Genomic DNA, 18,031 nt, shown 5'->3' with positions numbered 1-18,031 from the left:
AGTGAGGAGGAAATGATATGGTTCCTTATCGCGTGCTTGTAGTTGATGATTCCGGATTTATGCGGAAGATTATTAGCGATCTAATTATTCAGGATCCTCAGTTTACGATTGTTGCGACCGCTGCCAACGGCCAAGAGGCGATAGAAGCGGTCCTCGAGTGGAAGCCGGATGCCGTTACCTTGGATTTGGAAATGCCTCTAATGAACGGGATAGAAGCACTGCAAGCCATTATGAAGGAAAATCCGACCCCTGTTATTATGCTTTCGGGGATCAGCGAAGACAATACGAGAGAAACGATAAAAGCATTGCAATTCGGGGCATTCGATTTTATTCGAAAACCCTCCAACGCTATTTCGAACGATATTCACCAGGTTGGCGATTTTTTACTTGAAAAATTGCGAACTGCCGTGTTAACGAAGCGGCACCAGCCTGCTATAACAATCCATGAGAAGCAAGCGCCGGTAATCGATGAAATAAATCAAGCGAAGCAGCAAAACGCTGCTGCCTCGGAAAAGCCTAAACAACATGTGGAGCCAACGCCCGCACCGCTGCCTACCCCTGTTAAAGACCGGGACAAGCCGTTGTTTCCGAAAGAGGATGGCAAGCTGGGGCTGCAGCGATCGGCACCCCCTTTACATACAAAACAAAGTGGCGCTAATCCTGGGGACGCTGCACCTGATAAAGCAAAGCAGGCGGCGTCATCTTCCAAATTAGTCGGCAAACCCGTGCAGCCTGAACTTAAGCCTCAGTCTGCGGAACCGCCAATCGTTAGAAGAGGAGCGGCTAGCGGTTCGGTGACATCGTTTAAACATATCGTAGCCATTGGCACATCTACAGGAGGTCCAAGGGCGCTGCATGAGGTCATTACTTCGTTGCCTGCTGACTTTCCTGCTCCTGTTCTAATCGTGCAGCATATGCCTCCAAGATTTACGAAATCGCTGGCTCAACGTCTTGATAGTTTTAGCGAACTTCAAGTCGTCGAGGCAGAACAAGGCGAAAGAGTAAAAGCCGGAGTGGTTTATATTGCCCCAGGGGGATACCATATGGAGCTTTGTAAAGAAACAGGCGGTTATACGATCTTACTGACGGAGCAGCCTCTGCGTAACGGTCATCGACCTTCAGTCGATGTATTGTTTGAGTCGCTTACGCCATATCGCGAACTCAAGCGCCATGCGGTCATAATGACGGGTATGGGCAGCGATGGGGCTAAAGGGATGAAGCTTCTGGCCGAATGCGGCATAGAAACCACCATTGCAGAAGCCGAAGAAACCTGTGTCGTTTACGGCATGCCAAGATCGGCCGTTGAGGCAGGATGTGTCAACAAAATATTACCGCTTCAACACATTGCTTCACAACTCGTGCAGGCAATGCTGAAATAAATAGGCTCCAATCGCTTAAACATACCAACAGGAGGTGCTAGGAAATGGATATGAATGCCTATTTATCGATGTTTATCGATGAATCTAATGATCACCTGCAATCCTTGAACGAAAATTTGCTTCGGCTGGAAAGCGAGCCTGAGGAGCTTAGTATCGTTCAAAACATCTTCCGGTCAGCGCATACGCTGAAAGGGATGTCAGCTACTATGGGATTTGAAGATTTGGCCGCGCTGACGCATGAAATGGAAAACGTGCTGGATCTCATTCGCAATAGCAAGCTCAAAATGGACAGCTTTATTTTTGACACGTTGTTTAAAGGGCTTGATGCTCTTGAGGCGATGGTTCAGGATATCGTAGGCGGCGGGACTGGCAAAGCTGACGTCACGGCAATTGTGGCATCACTGCAAATTATTTTAAAAAGCGACTATAGCGCTAACCAATCAATTACAGCGCCAACTGTAGCCGCAAATGCAGGAAATGCTGCAACATCAAGCGTATCAGGGGCGATGCTGCTGGATGAATTCCAATCTTCTATTTTGCTGCAATCGATAGAATCAGGCCATCATGTTTTTCACATTCAGATAGCGATTCGTGATAATTGCATGCTGAAAGCGGTACGTGCTTACATGGTGTTTGATCTACTCGAACGTAACGGGGAGGTTATCAAATCTGATCCGTCGGTACAAGATATCGAACAGGAAAAGTTTGATTTTACCTTCGCTGTATTCACGATTTCGCGTTTGACCCAAGAAGATCTTCAAGCGCAGCTGCTTAATATCTCGGAAATCGAATCCGCTGTCGTGACGCTGCTTGACGCTGAGTCATTGGCCGTACTCAGCCAATCCAATGCCGCAGCGGCAGTTGAGGTTGTCGAGGAAGTTAAAGACATTACGCCAGCCGTATCGGCATCCGTTAAGGCTGAGGCGCCTCGCGAAGCCGCCGGCAAAGGACAAGCGCCGGCAGCGCAAGCAGCTCCTGCCAACGTTTCAAGAACGATACGCGTTGATATCGAGAGACTCGATACGCTTATGAACTTGTTTAGCGAACTGCTGATCGACCGGGTTAGGCTCGAGCAGCTTTCGAGTGAAATCAAGCGTAATGATCTAACGGAAACGGTAGAGCACATGACGCGTGTCAGCTCGGATTTGCAAAGCATCGTGCTCAAGCTGCGCATGGTTCCCGTTGATTCCGTATTCAACCGTTTCCCGCGCATGATTAGAGATTTGGCGAAATCGCTGGATAAGAAAATCGATCTTGTTATTACCGGAGCGGATACGGAGCTGGATCGTACCGTCATCGATGAAATCGGCGACCCGCTTGTCCATTTGTTGAGAAATTCGGTCGACCATGGCATCGAAACCGTAGAAGAGCGCATTGCAGCAGGAAAGCCGGAGACAGGTACCATCAACTTGCGGGCTTATCACAGCGGCAACCATGTCTTCATTGAAGTAGAAGAGGATGGACGCGGCATTCATCACGAGCGCGTGCTTAAAACCGCGATTAAAAATGGTGTTGTCACCGAAGAGCAAGCGAAGCTATTGACGCCGGATGAAATTAATATGCTGATTTTTGCAGCAGGGTTTAGCACGGCGGACAAGATTTCGGATATTTCCGGTCGCGGCGTAGGTCTTGACGTCGTACGCTCCAAAATCACCTCGTTAGGCGGTAACGTAACGATAGATTCCGCGTTTGGCAGAGGCACTAAGTTTTCCGTACAGCTGCCGCTTACGCTTTCGATCATATCGGCGATGCTGATCAAACTAGGCTCAGAGAAATACGCGATCCCTTTATCTTCAATCGTTGAAACCGGCATTATCCGCAGGGAACAAATTTTAAATGTACACGGGAATAAGATGATTGAATTTAGAAATGCAATCATTCCTTTAGTATCTTTGAGTAAAGTACTTGATTCTCCTGATTTCAATGAAAACGATGAAGCGGAGACTGAAATTGTCGTGGTTCGAAAAGGCGAGAAATGGGCTGCGGTGATGGTTGATGAATTTATCGGTCAAAGTGAGATCGTTCTTAAAACATTGGGTAAATATTTAACAAACATCGAAGCGATTTCCGGCGCGACCATTCTTGGCGATGGTTATGTCGCACTAATAATTGATCCGAACGCGCTTATCAAATAAGGAGGTTTTTACGATGGGAGAAGAATTAAAGGTTATCGTGTTTGCACTCGGCAGCGAAGAGTATGGAATTGAAGTAGATAAGGTCCGCACGATTGAAAGATTGTCTCCAATTACACGCGTTCCGAAAACGGCTTCATTTATTAAAGGGGTCATCAACCTCCGCGGCGTGGTCGTTCCTGTCATTGATCTTCGCGGCCGGTTCAACCTTTCGGAAACGACGCCGACCGAAAATTCAAGAATCATCGTTGTTGCCGTTGCAGACATTGAGGTAGGTTTCATTGTTGACTCCGCAAATGATGTTATCGACATCGATACGGATTCAATCGACTTGCCGCCGGAGATTGTCGGAGGCATTAAAGCTAAATACTTAAGGGGCATTGCCAAGCTTGGTGAAGGTCGACTTCTCATCATGCTGAACCTGTCCGAGGTATTGAACAAGAGCGAAATCATTCAGATCGAACAGCTTGAGGTCTAGCAAGTGAGCCTATTTAGCCGGTTTGAAGCATTCGAGCTTGATGTATTGAAAGAAGTCGGCAATATTGGGGCAGGTAACGCTGCTACCGCTTTATCACGTTTATTGGACAAACCCGTGGATATGGCCGTTCCTAAGGTAAGCTTGCTTCCATTCGAAGAAGTCGCTGAGCGTGTCGGCGGATCCGAACAAATCGTCATCGCTGTTTTTCTCCGAGTGGAAGGGGAAGCACCAGGTAATATGTTCTTCATCATAGAGGAAGAATCCGCGAGACGCATTTTACGTCAGCTGCTTTCGATGAATATCGAAGAGCAAGAGGGATATTCGGAAATGGAGCTGTCCGCGCTTTGCGAAATCGGCAATATATTGGCAGGCTCCTACCTTTCCTCCTTGGCTGACTTCACGCAATTAACGATGGCACCATCCGTTCCTGCTATTGCGGTTGATATGGCAGGAGCCGTACTGAGCTACGGATTAATGCAGTACGGTGAAATGGGTGACTCGGCCCTTTTGATCGAAACGACGTTTTTGGAGGATCGTCAGTCGCTTGAGGGACATTTTTTCCTCATTCCAGACCCGGAGTCGTTTGAGAAAATATTTAGGGCTTTGGGAGTCGTTAGCGAATGATACAACAAAATTTGGTCAAAGTCGGCATGGCAGATTTAAATATTGCAACAGATGGAGCGATACTCAAAACGACCGGCTTAGGATCTTGCGTCGGGCTGACCTTGTTTGATCCCATAAGGAAAGTAGCCGGAATGGCTCATGTCATGCTTCCGTCTTCAGAAATTGCCCGCGAGACCAAAATAAATTTGGCCAAGTACGCAGATACTGCCATCCCTGAGCTGCTTGACCGAATGTTGGCAGCCGGTGCGCATGTTGTGAGCATGAAAGCAAAAATGGCCGGCGGCGCTCAAATGTTCGCCATGTCCGGGCAATCGGATTCTCTTAGGATCGGTCCCCGCAATGTGGAATCCTGTACGGAAATGCTGCGCAGATTCAAGATTCCCATTATTTCTCAAGATACGGGCGGGAGTTTTGGGCGTACGATTGAATTTAACAGCGTAAGCGGAATGCTATCGATTAGAAGTGTGCAGTTTGGAACAAAGGAGATTTGATATGCTGGGAACATGGCGATGGAATGTCGTATTTGGAATTTTCGGTACAGTGCTGACGGTAGCTTTTTCCATCGGAAACAATCCGATTACGGTAATGCTGCTTAGAAGTATGTATGCTTTCATCGCTTTTTTTGTTCTTGCGTATGGAGTGCGAGCAATATTGGCATACATCCTTCAACCTCCTGCCATCGTAGGCGAATTAACGGAAGAGGAAGAGGGCAAAGGCGGGCAGCTTGATTTGCAAACGCCAGACGAGTCAGCGGATCTTAATGAAATGTTAAAGTCGCAGCTGCAGGCTGGGGGAGCTGCCCCGAACGCCGATGCTCAAAATAAAGATGCTGCCGGCTTTAAACCGCTGAGTCCGCCACAATTGTTATCTACAAAAAATACACAGCCTGAAGAATTGGTAAAAGCCATTCGTCACCTGACAGGAGAGTGAGTCGATGACTGAGCAGAAACCCCCTCATTTGACAAACTTGCAGATGTGGCAAGCCTGGAGAGAACAGGGCGATTTGGAAGCAAAGAAAAGTCTTATCGAACAGTATTTGCCGCTTGTTGATTATGTAACGAATCGAATGGCTATCGGCCTTCCCAAAAATGTCATTAAGGACGATCTTGCGAGCAACGGCGTCATGGGATTAATCGATGCGATTGAGAAATTCGATTACGGCCGCGGATTGCAATTCGAGACCTATGCCTCTTGGCGCATCCGCGGCTCGATCATCGACGGCTTGCGGCAAGGAGATTGGGTCCCGCGCTCCGTGCGTGAGAAAGCGAAAAGAGTCGAGGAGGCATATCAGCATTTAGAGCAGCAATATTTGCGCTCCGTGACGGATGCCGAGATCAGTCGTTATCTCGAATTGTCGGAGAAAGAATTTACGAACATGCTCCAAGATATCGCCGTTACGACCGTTTGCTCTCTGGAAGACCCGATTCGAGAAGAAGAATCAGAGACAAGAATGTCTCTGCTCGTAGATGACAAAGCAAAAAATCCGGATCATAAGGTACATGAGTTTTATATAAAGGAATCCCTAGTAAAAGGCATTGATCGGCTTACGGATAAGGAACGCACCGTCGTGTCTCTGTTCTACTATGAAGAATTATCATTGAGTGAAATTGCGGAAGTAATGTCACTTTCACCGTCGCGAATTTCCCAGCTCCATTCGAAAGCCATTTTACGGCTTCGGGGAGCTTTGGCTAAGCATAAAGATCAACTCATGCAGCATTAAGAGAGGAGGAGTCAGGTGGATAATCTACAGTTAGAATCATACCTACGCATCCAGACATCAGCCGATAAGCTGTCTGCCTTCATATCATTTAGCAGGATTACGGATGAATTCGAATGTGACGGCGATGAGCTGGAGGGTTTCTTACGCAGCAAAGGAATTGTTTACGGTCTTCGAAAAGAGGTTCTGAATCAGATTGGCACTAATCCTCTCGCGTTCTGCAAAGAACAGACGCTTGTCGCGCAAGGGGAGGCTCCCGTACCCGGTAAGGATGGGTTTGTTAAGCTGGCGTACGATATGAATAAAAACAACCAGGTTCCAGCCGAGCTTGAAGACGGCAAGGTGGATTTCAAAGAAGTCGTACAACTGAAAAACGTAAAACGGGGACAATTGATTGCGGAACGCTATGACCCAGCTCCGGGACCTTTCGGCAAAACCGTGACAGGCGAAGATATTCCCCCTAAGCTAGGCAAGCAGGTACGCTTTAAAGTAGGCAAGAACGTCGTTTTGAATGATGATCAGACCGCTATGTATTCTGCCATAGACGGTCTTATTGCCTTGACGGATAAAGAGAAAATCAACGTATTTCCCGTCTATGAAGTGAATGGCGATGTCGATTACAGCGTGGGAAATATAGATTTTGTCGGTACGGTAGTTATCCGCGGAAATGTCCTTAGCGGATTCCGAGTCAAGGCATCCGGAGATATCCGGGTGATTGGCGGAGTTGAAGGAGCAGAAATAGAATCAGAAGGCTCGGTAGAAATAACGGGAGGCATCCTGGGAGGCAATAAGGGCTTTGTAAAAGCAGGACGCAACGTTCGAAGCAGCTTCATCCAAGAAGGCAATGTCATTGCAGGCGAAGAAGTGCTTGTTTCCCAAAGTATTATGCATTCCCATGTAAGAGCGGGCAAAAATGTTATATGCTCTGGCGCAAAGGGATTAATCGTAGGCGGGCTTGTTCAGGCAGGCGATTTGGTCATCGCGCGGACAATCGGAAACACCATGTCGACAGCCACGACGATTGAGGTCGGCGTTAATCCGGAGTACCGAGCGGAGCTGCTCGAACTTCGAACTAAGATGAAGCTGTATATGGAAAGTTTGGACAAAACGGATAAAGCGCTGACTATTCTCGACCAATTGGCTGCGGCAGGTCAACTTACGCCGGATAAGCTCGCTTTGAGAATCAAGCTAAAGACATCCAAACGGCAAATGCTGCTTGAAAATGACCAAACCAAAACTCGAATTCTGGAGATCGAAAGAACGCTTGAGAATACGGATCGCTCAAAAATCGATGTTAGCAACATTGTTTACGGCGGTACGAAGATTGTCATTGGCAGATATACGAAATTCGTGAAGGATTCGTCGCAACGAGTATCCTTCCGGTATTCCGAAGGCGACATCGTTCTGGTTCCTTATACCACATAATGTCGTCCAAAGGGGGAAACCTGTATGACATTTAAATCCATCGATTTGCAAATGTCAGTTCCACGGACACAAGAGTTTAGTGGTAAGCACGGCCAAGCCATTCATAAGCCTGTTGCGGATCAAAATATGCTGGCTGCTCAAACGACGAAACAAACCGAAATTTTACGCGGGAAAAATTCGGCTGTCGAACAATCAAACGGAGCGCATATCCGTAATGACCAAGAAGGCCAGCAGGGGGATGCACACCAAAAGGCTAATCGAAAACGTCCAGAATCAGCAATTGAGAATCATGGGGAAGAGCAACCCCCTGCTCATCCATTTAAGGGACATAGGTTTGATATCAAGCTATAAAACAAGGCTTTTTTAGAAAGGCAGGCTATGAACGATGCAGCCATACTTGCAATATATTGTATTACTCGGAGCGGTTGTTATTGTTGGTGCCTTTATAATGCCTCGCAAGAAGCACGATTCTGCATTACCGCCGCAAACCATGCAAAACATGGAAAACGCATTAGAGCAATTTATGGAAAACATGGAGAAGGACAATGAAGAACTTGTCCAATTAGTCAGAAACGCGCAGCTCGAATCAAAGGCGGATGCGACTCGCAAAGATCAAAGAATTGCCCAGCTGGAGCAAAAGTGCGAACAATTAACCGATCAACTTCAGATTATGCACTCTAATCGCGTTTCAGCAGGGCAACTGGCGGAAAGACCTGCCAATCCGTCATCCGAAGATAGGATTACTCAAGAACATCCTGAGGTCGTACAGCCTGTGCCTGAGAAAGCAGCAGGGATTGAAGCAAAAACGATCCAATCCAGATATAAGGATTTATTTGAGTTATATGAGCAGGGGAAATCTATCGAAACCATTTCCAAAAAGCTAGGCATGAATAAAGGCGAAGTACAGCTTATTATTCAGCTGGCCAAGCAGGAGGGGGCCGCCCATGCTTAAAAATCGCACTTTCCTAATCGGTTTAGGAACCGGCATTATTATTGGGGCCTTATTGTTTCAGCTTATGTTATCAGGCGAGCAAAGCCGGCTAAAGTTGAATGAAAGAGACAGCTCCGCAGAGGAGAAAAGCTATACGCAAGTCGAAGTTGACGCGTTATTGAAAGCTGAGCGGGATTCCATGCAGCTCGATCAGGAAATCAATGCGGGAGCGGAGGAAACGAAGACGGCAGCGACGCCTTCACCTGTCAAGGAGCTGCCAACCCATACAATCTCTAATGAGCCGAAAGCTACTGCCACGCCTGTTAGGAAAGCAGCAGTAAAGCATGTAATCAGAATCGAAGCAGGAACAGGTTTATCAAAAACTGCAGAGCTGCTTGCATCCCAAGGTATTATCGATGACCAAGCCGCTTTCGTTCAAAAAATGAAGAAGTCCAAGCAGCTGGTTCGCGCCGGTTATTTTTTGTTTCAAGAACGTATAACGGTTGATGCTGCCATTGCTATCGTTACGGGTGAGCCGCTTACGAAAGAACAAGCGGATGCTTTAACGTCTAGTAAAAAATAGTTATCCTATCTTTTCTTTTTCTCAAACGAATGTTGCACCCAATAGGTATTTATGGTATATTAATTCACGGTGTTAAAAACGCACGCAGGTCAATTTTGTCAAACGGTGCTTCCGCCCGGCGGAAGTTTTGACGAAAGATGCGACTAGCGGAGGAGCACTAAAAAAACCATTACAGGAGGTGTTGAAGAAATGGCGGTTATTTCCATGAAACAGCTACTAGAAGCTGGGGTACACTTCGGTCATCAGACTCGTCGTTGGAACCCGAAGATGGATCGTTATATCTTCACAGAAAGAAACGGGATTTACATTATCGATTTGCAAAAAACGGTTAAGAAAGTTGACGAAGCGTACAACTTTGTTAAATCGATTGCTGCAGACGGCGGCACTATGCTGTTCGTAGGTACAAAAAAACAAGCTCAAGATTCCGTGAAAGAAGAAGCAGAACGTTGCGGCAACTTCTACATCAACCAACGTTGGCTCGGCGGTACTCTTACTAACTTCCAAACGATTCAAAAACGTATCGACCGTTTGAAGCAACTTGAGAAGTGGGAAGAGGACGGCACTTTCGAAGTTCTTCCGAAGAAAGAAGTTATCATTCTTCGCAAAGAAAAAGACCGTTTGGAAAAATTCCTTGGCGGTATCAAAGGAATGAAAGGTTTGCCTAGCGCGTTGTTCATCATTGACCCACGCAAAGAGCGCATTGCTGTTGCAGAAGCTCGCAAACTTGGAATCCCTATCGTTGGTATCGTTGATACGAACTGTGATCCGGACGAAATCGACTACGTAATTCCAGGTAACGATGATGCAATCCGTGCCGTTAAGTTGTTGACGTCGAAAATGGCTGATGCAATCGTTGAAGCTAACCAAGGCGAGCAAACAACGGCTTAATTTAAAGACTTTAGTTAGTCAACAAAGGGTGGTCAGATGGTGATAAACCTCTCACTGCCCTTTTTTTGAATGTAAATCACTAAAAATAAACAGCTTGTATAGTTTAGGAGTAAGGGGTTTATATTTCATTAAACAAACCAATCAATCAATTACTAAGCCAATAAGGCTTTGTAAAACTTATAGGAGGGCTTACAATGGCAGTTAGTGCTAGCGCGGTAAAAGAACTACGGGAAAGAACTGGAGCAGGGATGCTTGATTGCAAGAAAGCTCTTGACGAAACAAACAACGATATCGAGAAAGCCATTGCTTTCCTACGTGAAAAAGGTTTGGCAGCTGCAGCAAATAAAGCGGGCCGTATCGCAACTGAAGGCGTAGTTGAATCGTATATTCACGCTGGCGGCCGTATCGGCGTTATCGTTGAAGTAAACTGCGAAACTGATTTTGTTGCTAAAACAGATCAATTCCGTGAATTCGCAAGAGACGTAGCTATGCAAATTGCAGCAGCTAACCCTAAATTTGTTCGTCGCGAAGAAGTTTCATCGGAAGAGCTTGAAAAAGAGCGCGAGATTCTGAAAGCTCAAGCGCTTAACGAAGGCAAACCGGAAAAAATCGTTGAAAAAATGGTTGAAGGCCGTATTTCGAAATACTACGAGGAGTTCTGTCTGATGGAACAATCGTTCATCAAAGACCCAGACAAAACGATCGCAACTTTACTTAATGAAAAAATCAACAAAATTGGCGAGAACATTTCCATCCGTCGCTTCGTTCGTTATGAGCTTGGTGAAGGCCTAGAGAAAAAAGTAGACAACTTCGTAGAAGAAGTTATGGCTCAAGTAAAACATTAATCCGAACGCACAGGCGGGGCGGGGCGTCCGCCCCGCCTGCTTGTATGAATAGAACATATTTGAGGACCTCATCTACTGAGGTGCATGATGGAGGTATTAACGTTGGAGCAGCCTGTGTATAAACGTATCGTGTTGAAAGTCAGCGGTGAATCATTGTCAGGGCAAGAAGGCTATGGTATAGAAGCAACAGTTATCTCATCGATTGCTGATCAGGTGAAAGAAGTCGTAGCGCTAGGCATAGAAGTGGCCATTGTCGTCGGCGGCGGTAACATATGGCGCGGTATTGCCGGTTCGGCAAAAGGAATCGACCGTGCAACAGCCGATTATATGGGTATGCTGGCTACTCTTATGAATTCACTCGCACTTCAAGATGCGCTGGAACAAATCGATGTTCCGACCCGCGTACAAACATCAATCGCGATGCAACAAATCGCTGAGCCTTACATTAGACGTCGTGCCATTCGTCACTTAGAGAAAGGCCGTGTAGTTATTTTCGCAGCAGGTACCGGTAATCCGTTCTTCTCTACGGATACGACAGCAGCACTCCGTGCAGCTGAAATCGAGGCAGAAGTTATTTTGATGGCGAAAAATAAAGTGGACGGCGTATACTCTGCTGATCCGTTTAAGGATAGCGCGGCTGAAAAATTTGAGGAGCTTACATACCTCGATATGTTAAATCGTAATTTAGGCGTAATGGATTCAACTGCTGCATCACTTTGCATGGATAATAATATTCCTCTAATCGTATTTGCAATTACGGAGAAAGGGAATATTAAACGCGTCGTGCTGGGTGAGAAAATCGGAACGATAGTGAGAGGAAGTGCGAAATAATGCCACAAGAGCTGAAAAAAAACGCAGAAGAACGTATGGATAAAGCGATTTCGGCACTAAAACGTGATTTGTCTTCTTTGCGCGCGGGTAAAGCAAGTGCTGCTTTGCTTGATCGCATCCAAGTCGAATATTACGGGTCAATGACGCCTGTCAATCAACTTGCTAACATCAGTACACCAGATTCCCGTACGTTGTTCATTCAACCGTGGGACAAATCGTCTATGTCGGCGATCGAGAAAGCGATCATGAAATCGGATCTTGGCCTTACGCCTTCGAATGACGGCACCTCGATTCGTCTTTCTATCCCGCCGCTTACAGAAGAGCGGCGTGCTGAGCTCGTAAAAACATCGAAAAAGCTTGGTGAAGAAGCGAAGGTAGCTATCCGCAATATTCGCCGCGACGCGAATGACGGAGTGAAAAAACTTGAGAAAACAACAATTTCTGAAGATGAATCACGCGGTCACCAAGAAGATATTCAAAAGGCTACCGATAAATTTATTGCTGAAGTAGATAAAGTCCTTGTTGCTAAAGAAAAGGAAATTATGGAAGTATAAAGATTTCTGGGCCCCTCCGATAGGTGGGGTTTGGTTTTGATTTCAGTTGGGAGGAAGTAAGATGATCGAGCGACTTTGGGCCAAATTAGGCAAATCGTCCTTACAGCCGACTGATTCTGTGGCCTCAGAAAACGTGCCTGAGCATGTTGCGATTATTATGGATGGAAACGGTCGCTGGGCTAAAGATCGTGGATTGCCACGAATGGCAGGTCATCATTCTGGGATGAAAGCGGTCAAACGCATAACCATTGCAGCAGATCGGCTTGGCGTCAAATATTTGACGTTATACGCATTTTCTACGGAAAACTGGAAGAGACCTAAGGCTGAAGTGGATTTTCTCATGAAACTTCCTCAGCAATTTCTTGAGATTGAATTAGAAGATCTAATCGCAAATAACGTGCAGGTTCGAATGATGGGACACAAAGAAGATTTGCCGTCATTTACGATAAGCGCCGTAGAGGAAGCCATTGTTAAGACTGCCAATAATACCGGTCTTGTTCTCAATTTTGCATTAAATTACGGAAGCCGTAAGGAAATGCTTGAAGCTGTGAAAAATATCGCAACAGAGGTGCAGCAAGGACAATTATCAATCGATGAGATTGATGACAAAGTCATGTCTGACCGATTGCTAACAAGCGGATTGCCGGACCCGGATTTACTTATTCGAACAAGCGGGGAATTGCGGTTAAGTAATTTTATGATGTGGCAGCTTGCGTACAGTGAATTATGGTTTACGGATGTGTATTGGCCGGAGTTTACGGAAGCACATTTTCAAGAAGCGATTTTGGAATATCAGCGCCGTGCGCGTCGATACGGTGGATTGTAGCTTCAAGCAACGGAGTGTGACTTTTCATTGAGACAACGAATTATTACGGGTGTAGTGGCAGGAGTAGGCTTCATTGGCTTAACGGTAGTAGGCGGATGGTTATACAGCAGTCTTCTTGTATTACTTGCAATTATCGGCTTTACTGAATATGCGCGCATGAATGGTGTAGCATGGTCGCATCCGTCTTCATTGCTCGGATATGCGGGCGTGCTACTGTTTGTGCTTCCGTGGTCGGATTGGGGAATTACCGTTCCGTCAGCATTGACTATTCTGTGGATACTTGCCTTCTTATTGCTGGCAATCACCGTGATTACTAAAAATAGAACGACAATCGATGGCGCCGCACTTATGTTGCTTGGCGCTTTATATGTAGGTTATGGCTTTGCGGCAATGGGCGAAGTTCGTCAAATTGAGCTGTATGGCTTGTTATGGACTTTTTTGTCCTTTGGATGTATCTGGGCATCGGATATCGGTGCTTATTTTACGGGACGGGCCATCGGCAAGACCAAGCTTTGGCCGTCGATCAGTCCCAACAAAACGATTGAAGGTGCCTTGGGGGGCGTATTGCTTTCCTTAATTGTATCCGCTGCATTTGCAGTCATTATGCCTGATTTTGTTACATTGCCAAAAGCTTTGCTTATCGGGTTGATTGCAGCCGTAGCCGGCCAATTTGGTGATTTAATTCAATCCGCGTATAAGCGGGTCAGAGATATTAAGGATACAGGGACGTTGTTACCGGGACATGGCGGTGTGCTTGACCGATGCGACAGCTGGCTTATCGTATTTCCGCTGTTAGTGCTTACAGAGCTGCTGCCCGTATAAGTCAGGAGGATGTGCATGAAGAAAATAAGCATTTTAGGTTCAACAGGTTCGATCGGAACACAGACGTTGGATATCATCGCTCATGATCCAGAACGCTACAAGGTTGTTGGATTATCTGCGGGTGCAAATGTCGATTTATTGATTGAACAAGCAAATCAATTTAAGCCTGCAATCGTCAGTTTGGCATCCAAAGCAGATGCGGAGTCCGTGCGCTCGCAGATTCCTGCGGGTACGCGAATCGTATATGGCGAAGAGGGACTCATTGAGGTTGCAGCAGGTACGGACGCTGATATCGCTGTCACGGCAATCATGGGCAGCAGAGGCCTGCCAGCAACACTTGCAGCGATTGATGCAGGTAAAACGATCGGTCTTGCCAATAAAGAGACGCTCGTTACTGCGGGCCACATTGTGATGGAACGCGCGAAGGAGCGCGGCGTATCGATTTTGCCGATAGACAGTGAGCACTCGGCTATTTTCCAATGCTTGAATGGGGAAGACCGCAGGTCCATCAATCAAATTACGTTAACGGCCTCCGGCGGATCCTTTCGGGACCGGACGAGAGCGCAGCTTGAAGGCGTAACGGTTGCTGAAGCACTTAATCACCCCAACTGGTCAATGGGGGCAAAAATTACGATTGATTCGGCGACGATGGTCAATAAGGGCCTTGAAGTCATCGAAGCTAAATGGCTGTTCGATGTTACATACGATCAAATAGATGTCATTATTCATCCGGAAAGCATCATTCATTCTTATGTGGAGTTTTCCGATAACAGCGTCATTGCACAGCTTGGGATGCCTGATATGCGAGTACCGATTCAATATGCGTTATCCTATCCGCACCGTAATGCAACGCCTACGGACAGGCTCAATCTTGCCCAAATCGGCAAACTGCATTTTCGCGAAATGGATTTCGAAAGATATCCTTGCTTGCGATTGGCTTTTGAATGCGGCAGACTGGGTCAATCTGCGCCGGCTGTGTTCAACGCGGCAAACGAGGTTGCCGTAGCTCGCTTTCTAAAAGGCGAAATTTCGTTTCTTGACATTGAACGGATATTAGAATCGGTAGTCGGTCAGCACGACGCATCTGATATTAATGATTTGCAGATGATCGCAGAAGTGGATGCTTGGGCGCGCCGAGTCGCTGAATCCGCATAAAATCGGTTGAAACCCGGTTCTCTTGTATCGGACGGGAGAATAATGATAATCTATGTACAGGCCGTAACGAACAGGGGGCTTTAGCTTAATGCATATGATTCAGGTTGTCTTTTTGACGATACTCGTCTTTTTTGTGATCGTGACGATTCATGAATGGGGTCATTACTATTTCGCAAAGCGAGCGGGCATTTTGGTACGCGAATTTGCAATCGGCTTCGGACCGAAGCTATTCTCGGTAAAACGCGGCGAAACGAGATATACGCTGCGGTTAATACCTGCCGGCGGATTTGTCCGCATGGCGGGAGAGGATCCGGAAATTGTAGATGTCCAGCCAGGACAAACGATAGCGGTCCGTCTGAAAGACGATAAGGTAACCCGGCTTTATTTGGACCGCCTTGATGAGCGGAGCGGTGTTATTCGCGGTGAAATAGTTACCATTGATTTGGAGCATAAACTTTCAGTAACATTAGATGTCGAAGGCGAGAATGAGACGTTCTCAGTCCACCCGGCCGCTTTAATGATAACCAAAGGGAAAGAAACGCAAATTGCTCCGATCGATAGACAATTCGGAAGCAAAACGGTCTCGCAGCGCGCGCTTGCGATTTTTGCAGGGCCGCTGATGAACTTCGTGCTTGCTTTCGTATTATTTGCTGCCTATATCCAAATGGCCGGTATTCCAGTCGAGTCACCGGATAAGCTGCTCGTAGGCCAGATTTCAGAGGGAATGCCTGCTGCTAAGGTAGACCTGAAAGAGGGCGACGTGATTGATGCCGTTAACGGAGAAAAAATCGGCGCCGATTTTGACAAAATGATTGCGATTATCGGAAAATCTCCGAATGTTCCGATCCGTATGGATATTATTCGTGACGGCAAAACCCAACAGGTCGTTATTACGCCTGTACCGAACGAAGAGGGCGTAGGAAAGGTCGGCATCAGCGCGGCAATACCTACTCGCCCAGCAACGTTCGGGGAAACCTTTTCCGGCGCGGGCAAGCTGATGAAAAATATGACGATTAGTATTTTTGACGGCTTCAAAAAGATTATATTCGGAGAGTTCAAGCTGGATGATCTTGGCGGACCTGTCCGAACAATGGAATATACAAGCCAAATTGCCCAACAAGGGATCGTTCAATTGACGTCCTGGACGGCGCTGCTCAGCTTGTATTTAGGTATCTTCAATCTGTTGCCAATTCCGGCATTGGATGGAAGCCGATTGATTTTTCTTGGAATCGAGGCGGTCCGCCGCCGTCCAATCGATCCGAACCGCGAGAGCATGGTGCATTTTGTAGGGTTTGCTCTGCTCATGCTGCTCATGCTTGTAGTAACATATAACGATATTTTACGATTGGTAAGAGGGGAGTAATTGGTCGCTCATGTCTAAAGATAAACAGTTCGTAACGGAAATCACGCCGCAAAGCGAGGATTTCTCCAGATGGTATCTTGATGTAATAAAAAAAGCCGAGCTAATGGATTACTCACCAGTTAGAGGCTGTATCATTTTCCGCCCCGAGGGCTATGAGCTTTGGGAAAATATTCAACGGGATCTTGACCGGCGCTTCAAAGAAACGGGTCACCGCAACGCTTATTTCCCTTTATTCATTCCAGAGAGCTTTTTTCAAAAGGAAAAAGAGCATGTCGAAGGCTTCAATCCTGAGCTGCCATGGGTAACGGAAGCAGCCGGCGAGAAGCTTGAAGAACGTCTTGCGATACGGCCGACATCGGAAACGATGTTTGGCCATATGTATTCGAAATGGATTCAATCCTATCGCGATCTTCCTCTGTTAATCAACCAGTGGGCTAACGTCGTCCGCTGGGAAAAACGTACGATGCCATTCCTGCGCACAAGCGAGTTTTTGTGGCAGGAAGGCCATACGGCGCATGAAAACGAAGAGGAAGCACGTCAAGAAACGATGCAGATGCTGGATGTTTACACTCAGTTTGTTGAGGAGTTTCTAGCGATCCCCGTGATCAAAGGCGAAAAAACACCATCCGAGCGGTTCGCAGGCGCTGTTGATACTTATTCGATTGAAGCAATGATGAAGGACGGAAAGGCTGTACAAGCTGGAACCTCCCATTATCTCGGTTCGAAATTTGCGGTTGCTTTTGACATTAAATATCTCGATCGCGAAAATACATTGCAGTTTGCGCACACGACTTCCTGGGGCGTAAGCACGAGACTGATCGGTGCGCTGATCATGGTTCACGGCGATGATCGCGGTCTTGCGCTGCCTCCGAAGGTTGCGCCGACACAAGTGATTATGATTCCGATTGGTCCAGCGAAAATGCGGGAGCAGGTTGTAGGACGCGTGGACGAGCTTTATGCCGAGCTCAAAAAAGCCGGCGTTCGCGTCCGCGTGGACGACCGTGCCGATGTTAGCCCAGGCTGGAAATTCAATGAATACGAAATGCGCGGCGTTCCGCTTCGCTTAGAGCTGGGGCCGCGCGATATGGAAAATGGACAAGTCGTGCTAGTATCGCGTATTACCGGTGAAAAACGCGTAGTACAGCAGGCCAACCTGATCGCTGAGGTAGAAGCGATGCTGGAAGAAACGCATCAAGAAATGTTTAACCGGGCGAAGCAGTTCCGCATCGACAACTCACGTACGCTGGATACGCTTGATGAAATGAAGAGCTTCTTGGAAGAACAGCGTGGTTTCGTAGAAGCCGGCTGGTGCGGATCTGCCGCTTGTGAGAAGCAGGTCAAGGAAGAAACGGGAGCAACGAGCCGCAATATTCCGTTTGAACCGACCGTTCAAAAAGAAACATGTCTCGTGTGCGGAGATTCAGCTAAACATACCGTTGTATTTGCAAGAGCTTATTAAGGACTGAAGCTAGTTCGGT

The 18,031-nt window shown here is 46.9% G+C and carries 20 protein-coding genes; all 20 read left to right on the top strand.

The features are described from left to right. The first annotated feature begins 17 nt into the window (after window positions 1-17). Window positions 18-1,379, top strand: a complete 1,362-nt coding sequence (locus MRBLPE1_RS01090) for a protein-glutamate methylesterase/protein-glutamine glutaminase (RefSeq protein ID WP_364140445.1) — start codon at window positions 18-20, stop codon at window positions 1,377-1,379. A gap of 44 nt (window positions 1,380-1,423) precedes the next feature. Continuing rightward, window positions 1,424-3,514 carry a chemotaxis protein CheA gene (locus tag MRBLPE1_RS01085; RefSeq protein WP_364140443.1) on the top strand — a complete coding sequence of 697 codons (2,091 nt, stop codon included), beginning with the start codon at window positions 1,424-1,426 and terminating at the stop codon, window positions 3,512-3,514. 13 nt (window positions 3,515-3,527) lie between these two features. Continuing rightward, window positions 3,528-3,989, top strand: coding sequence for a chemotaxis protein CheW (locus tag MRBLPE1_RS01080; RefSeq protein ID WP_364140440.1), 462 nt, complete (start codon window positions 3,528-3,530; stop codon window positions 3,987-3,989). A 3-nt stretch (window positions 3,990-3,992) separates the two neighbouring features. After that, entirely contained in the window at window positions 3,993-4,613 is a 621-nt protein-coding gene (locus MRBLPE1_RS01075) for a chemotaxis protein CheC (protein ID WP_364140437.1), read from the top strand. Further along, complete coding sequence (locus MRBLPE1_RS01070; protein WP_364140435.1) at window positions 4,610-5,104, top strand: chemotaxis protein CheD; 495 nt, start codon at window positions 4,610-4,612, stop codon at window positions 5,102-5,104. Before MRBLPE1_RS01075 ends, MRBLPE1_RS01070 begins: the two co-directional genes overlap by 4 nt. A gap of 1 nt (window position 5,105) precedes the next feature. Further along, window positions 5,106-5,543, top strand: coding sequence for a hypothetical protein (locus MRBLPE1_RS01065; protein ID WP_364140433.1), 438 nt, complete (start codon window positions 5,106-5,108; stop codon window positions 5,541-5,543). Window positions 5,544-5,547: 4 nt separating this feature from the next. Beyond that, on the top strand, window positions 5,548-6,333 hold the full coding sequence (locus MRBLPE1_RS01060; protein ID WP_364140430.1) for a FliA/WhiG family RNA polymerase sigma factor: 786 nt from the start codon (window positions 5,548-5,550) through the stop codon (window positions 6,331-6,333). A gap of 15 nt (window positions 6,334-6,348) precedes the next feature. Beyond that, window positions 6,349-7,755, top strand: coding sequence for a DUF342 domain-containing protein (locus MRBLPE1_RS01055; RefSeq protein ID WP_364140428.1), 1,407 nt, complete (start codon window positions 6,349-6,351; stop codon window positions 7,753-7,755). 24 nt (window positions 7,756-7,779) lie between these two features. Continuing rightward, a complete protein-coding gene (locus MRBLPE1_RS01050) occupies window positions 7,780-8,106 on the top strand; it encodes a hypothetical protein (protein WP_364140426.1) in 327 nt (108 codons plus the stop codon). Window positions 8,107-8,152: 46 nt separating this feature from the next. Continuing rightward, on the top strand, window positions 8,153-8,707 hold the full coding sequence (locus MRBLPE1_RS01045) for a DUF6115 domain-containing protein (protein ID WP_364140424.1): 555 nt from the start codon (window positions 8,153-8,155) through the stop codon (window positions 8,705-8,707). Continuing rightward, window positions 8,700-9,269 carry a hypothetical protein gene (locus tag MRBLPE1_RS01040; protein ID WP_364140421.1) on the top strand — a complete coding sequence of 190 codons (570 nt, stop codon included), beginning with the start codon at window positions 8,700-8,702 and terminating at the stop codon, window positions 9,267-9,269. Before MRBLPE1_RS01045 ends, MRBLPE1_RS01040 begins: the two co-directional genes overlap by 8 nt. Window positions 9,270-9,458: 189 nt before the next feature. Further along, the gene (gene rpsB / locus MRBLPE1_RS01035) at window positions 9,459-10,157 is read left to right on the top strand and encodes a 30S ribosomal protein S2 (RefSeq protein ID WP_053375748.1); all 699 of its coding nucleotides are present in this window, start codon (window positions 9,459-9,461) and stop codon (window positions 10,155-10,157) included. A 194-nt stretch (window positions 10,158-10,351) separates the two neighbouring features. Further along, window positions 10,352-11,002, top strand: coding sequence for a translation elongation factor Ts (tsf, locus tag MRBLPE1_RS01030; protein WP_364140418.1), 651 nt, complete (start codon window positions 10,352-10,354; stop codon window positions 11,000-11,002). A 102-nt stretch (window positions 11,003-11,104) separates the two neighbouring features. After that, window positions 11,105-11,833 (top strand): UMP kinase, encoded by a 729-nt coding sequence (gene pyrH, locus MRBLPE1_RS01025; protein ID WP_364140415.1) that lies wholly within the window; start codon window positions 11,105-11,107, stop codon window positions 11,831-11,833. Continuing rightward, window positions 11,833-12,387 carry a ribosome recycling factor gene (frr, locus tag MRBLPE1_RS01020; protein WP_364140412.1) on the top strand — a complete coding sequence of 185 codons (555 nt, stop codon included), beginning with the start codon at window positions 11,833-11,835 and terminating at the stop codon, window positions 12,385-12,387. The genes pyrH and frr overlap by 1 nt, the downstream gene beginning before the upstream one ends. A 61-nt stretch (window positions 12,388-12,448) precedes the next feature. Next, window positions 12,449-13,213: an isoprenyl transferase gene (locus tag MRBLPE1_RS01015; protein WP_364140409.1), complete on the top strand. Its 765-nt coding sequence runs from the start codon at window positions 12,449-12,451 to the stop codon at window positions 13,211-13,213. A gap of 27 nt (window positions 13,214-13,240) precedes the next feature. After that, complete coding sequence (locus MRBLPE1_RS01010) at window positions 13,241-14,035, top strand: phosphatidate cytidylyltransferase (protein ID WP_364140406.1); 795 nt, start codon at window positions 13,241-13,243, stop codon at window positions 14,033-14,035. A gap of 15 nt (window positions 14,036-14,050) precedes the next feature. After that, the gene (locus tag MRBLPE1_RS01005) at window positions 14,051-15,190 is read left to right on the top strand and encodes a 1-deoxy-D-xylulose-5-phosphate reductoisomerase (protein WP_364140403.1); all 1,140 of its coding nucleotides are present in this window, start codon (window positions 14,051-14,053) and stop codon (window positions 15,188-15,190) included. A gap of 88 nt (window positions 15,191-15,278) precedes the next feature. Continuing rightward, complete coding sequence (gene rseP / locus MRBLPE1_RS01000; RefSeq protein WP_364140401.1) at window positions 15,279-16,553, top strand: RIP metalloprotease RseP; 1,275 nt, start codon at window positions 15,279-15,281, stop codon at window positions 16,551-16,553. A gap of 10 nt (window positions 16,554-16,563) precedes the next feature. After that, the gene (gene proS, locus MRBLPE1_RS00995; protein ID WP_364140399.1) at window positions 16,564-18,012 is read left to right on the top strand and encodes a proline--tRNA ligase; all 1,449 of its coding nucleotides are present in this window, start codon (window positions 16,564-16,566) and stop codon (window positions 18,010-18,012) included. Window positions 18,013-18,031: the final 19 nt, after the last annotated feature.

The organism is Paenibacillus sp. LPE1-1-1.1, from assembly GCF_040676435.1.
In the GTDB taxonomy this organism is placed as follows: domain Bacteria; phylum Bacillota; class Bacilli; order Paenibacillales; family Paenibacillaceae; genus Pristimantibacillus.
This window is presented reverse-complemented; position numbering and strand designations above follow the sequence as displayed.

What these genes read in the sequence shown, in the direction of transcription:
- MRBLPE1_RS01090 (WP_364140445.1), top strand. Translation starts at nt 18, where the DNA reads ATGGTTCCTTATCGCGTGCTTGTAGTTGATGATTCCGGATTTATGCGG.
- MRBLPE1_RS01085 (WP_364140443.1), top strand. Translation starts at nt 1,424, where the DNA reads ATGGATATGAATGCCTATTTATCGATGTTTATCGATGAATCTAATGAT.
- MRBLPE1_RS01080 (WP_364140440.1), top strand. Translation starts at nt 3,528, where the DNA reads ATGGGAGAAGAATTAAAGGTTATCGTGTTTGCACTCGGCAGCGAAGAG.
- MRBLPE1_RS01070 (WP_364140435.1), top strand. Translation starts at nt 4,610, where the DNA reads ATGATACAACAAAATTTGGTCAAAGTCGGCATGGCAGATTTAAATATT.
- MRBLPE1_RS01065 (WP_364140433.1), top strand. Translation starts at nt 5,106, where the DNA reads ATGCTGGGAACATGGCGATGGAATGTCGTATTTGGAATTTTCGGTACA.
- MRBLPE1_RS01060 (WP_364140430.1), top strand. Translation starts at nt 5,548, where the DNA reads ATGACTGAGCAGAAACCCCCTCATTTGACAAACTTGCAGATGTGGCAA.
- MRBLPE1_RS01050 (WP_364140426.1), top strand. Translation starts at nt 7,780, where the DNA reads ATGACATTTAAATCCATCGATTTGCAAATGTCAGTTCCACGGACACAA.
- MRBLPE1_RS01040 (WP_364140421.1), top strand. Translation starts at nt 8,700, where the DNA reads ATGCTTAAAAATCGCACTTTCCTAATCGGTTTAGGAACCGGCATTATT.
- rpsB (WP_053375748.1), top strand. Translation starts at nt 9,459, where the DNA reads ATGGCGGTTATTTCCATGAAACAGCTACTAGAAGCTGGGGTACACTTC.
- tsf (WP_364140418.1), top strand. Translation starts at nt 10,352, where the DNA reads ATGGCAGTTAGTGCTAGCGCGGTAAAAGAACTACGGGAAAGAACTGGA.
- frr (WP_364140412.1), top strand. Translation starts at nt 11,833, where the DNA reads ATGCCACAAGAGCTGAAAAAAAACGCAGAAGAACGTATGGATAAAGCG.
- MRBLPE1_RS01015 (WP_364140409.1), top strand. Translation starts at nt 12,449, where the DNA reads ATGATCGAGCGACTTTGGGCCAAATTAGGCAAATCGTCCTTACAGCCG.
- MRBLPE1_RS01005 (WP_364140403.1), top strand. Translation starts at nt 14,051, where the DNA reads ATGAAGAAAATAAGCATTTTAGGTTCAACAGGTTCGATCGGAACACAG.
- rseP (WP_364140401.1), top strand. Translation starts at nt 15,279, where the DNA reads ATGCATATGATTCAGGTTGTCTTTTTGACGATACTCGTCTTTTTTGTG.
- proS (WP_364140399.1), top strand. Translation starts at nt 16,564, where the DNA reads ATGTCTAAAGATAAACAGTTCGTAACGGAAATCACGCCGCAAAGCGAG.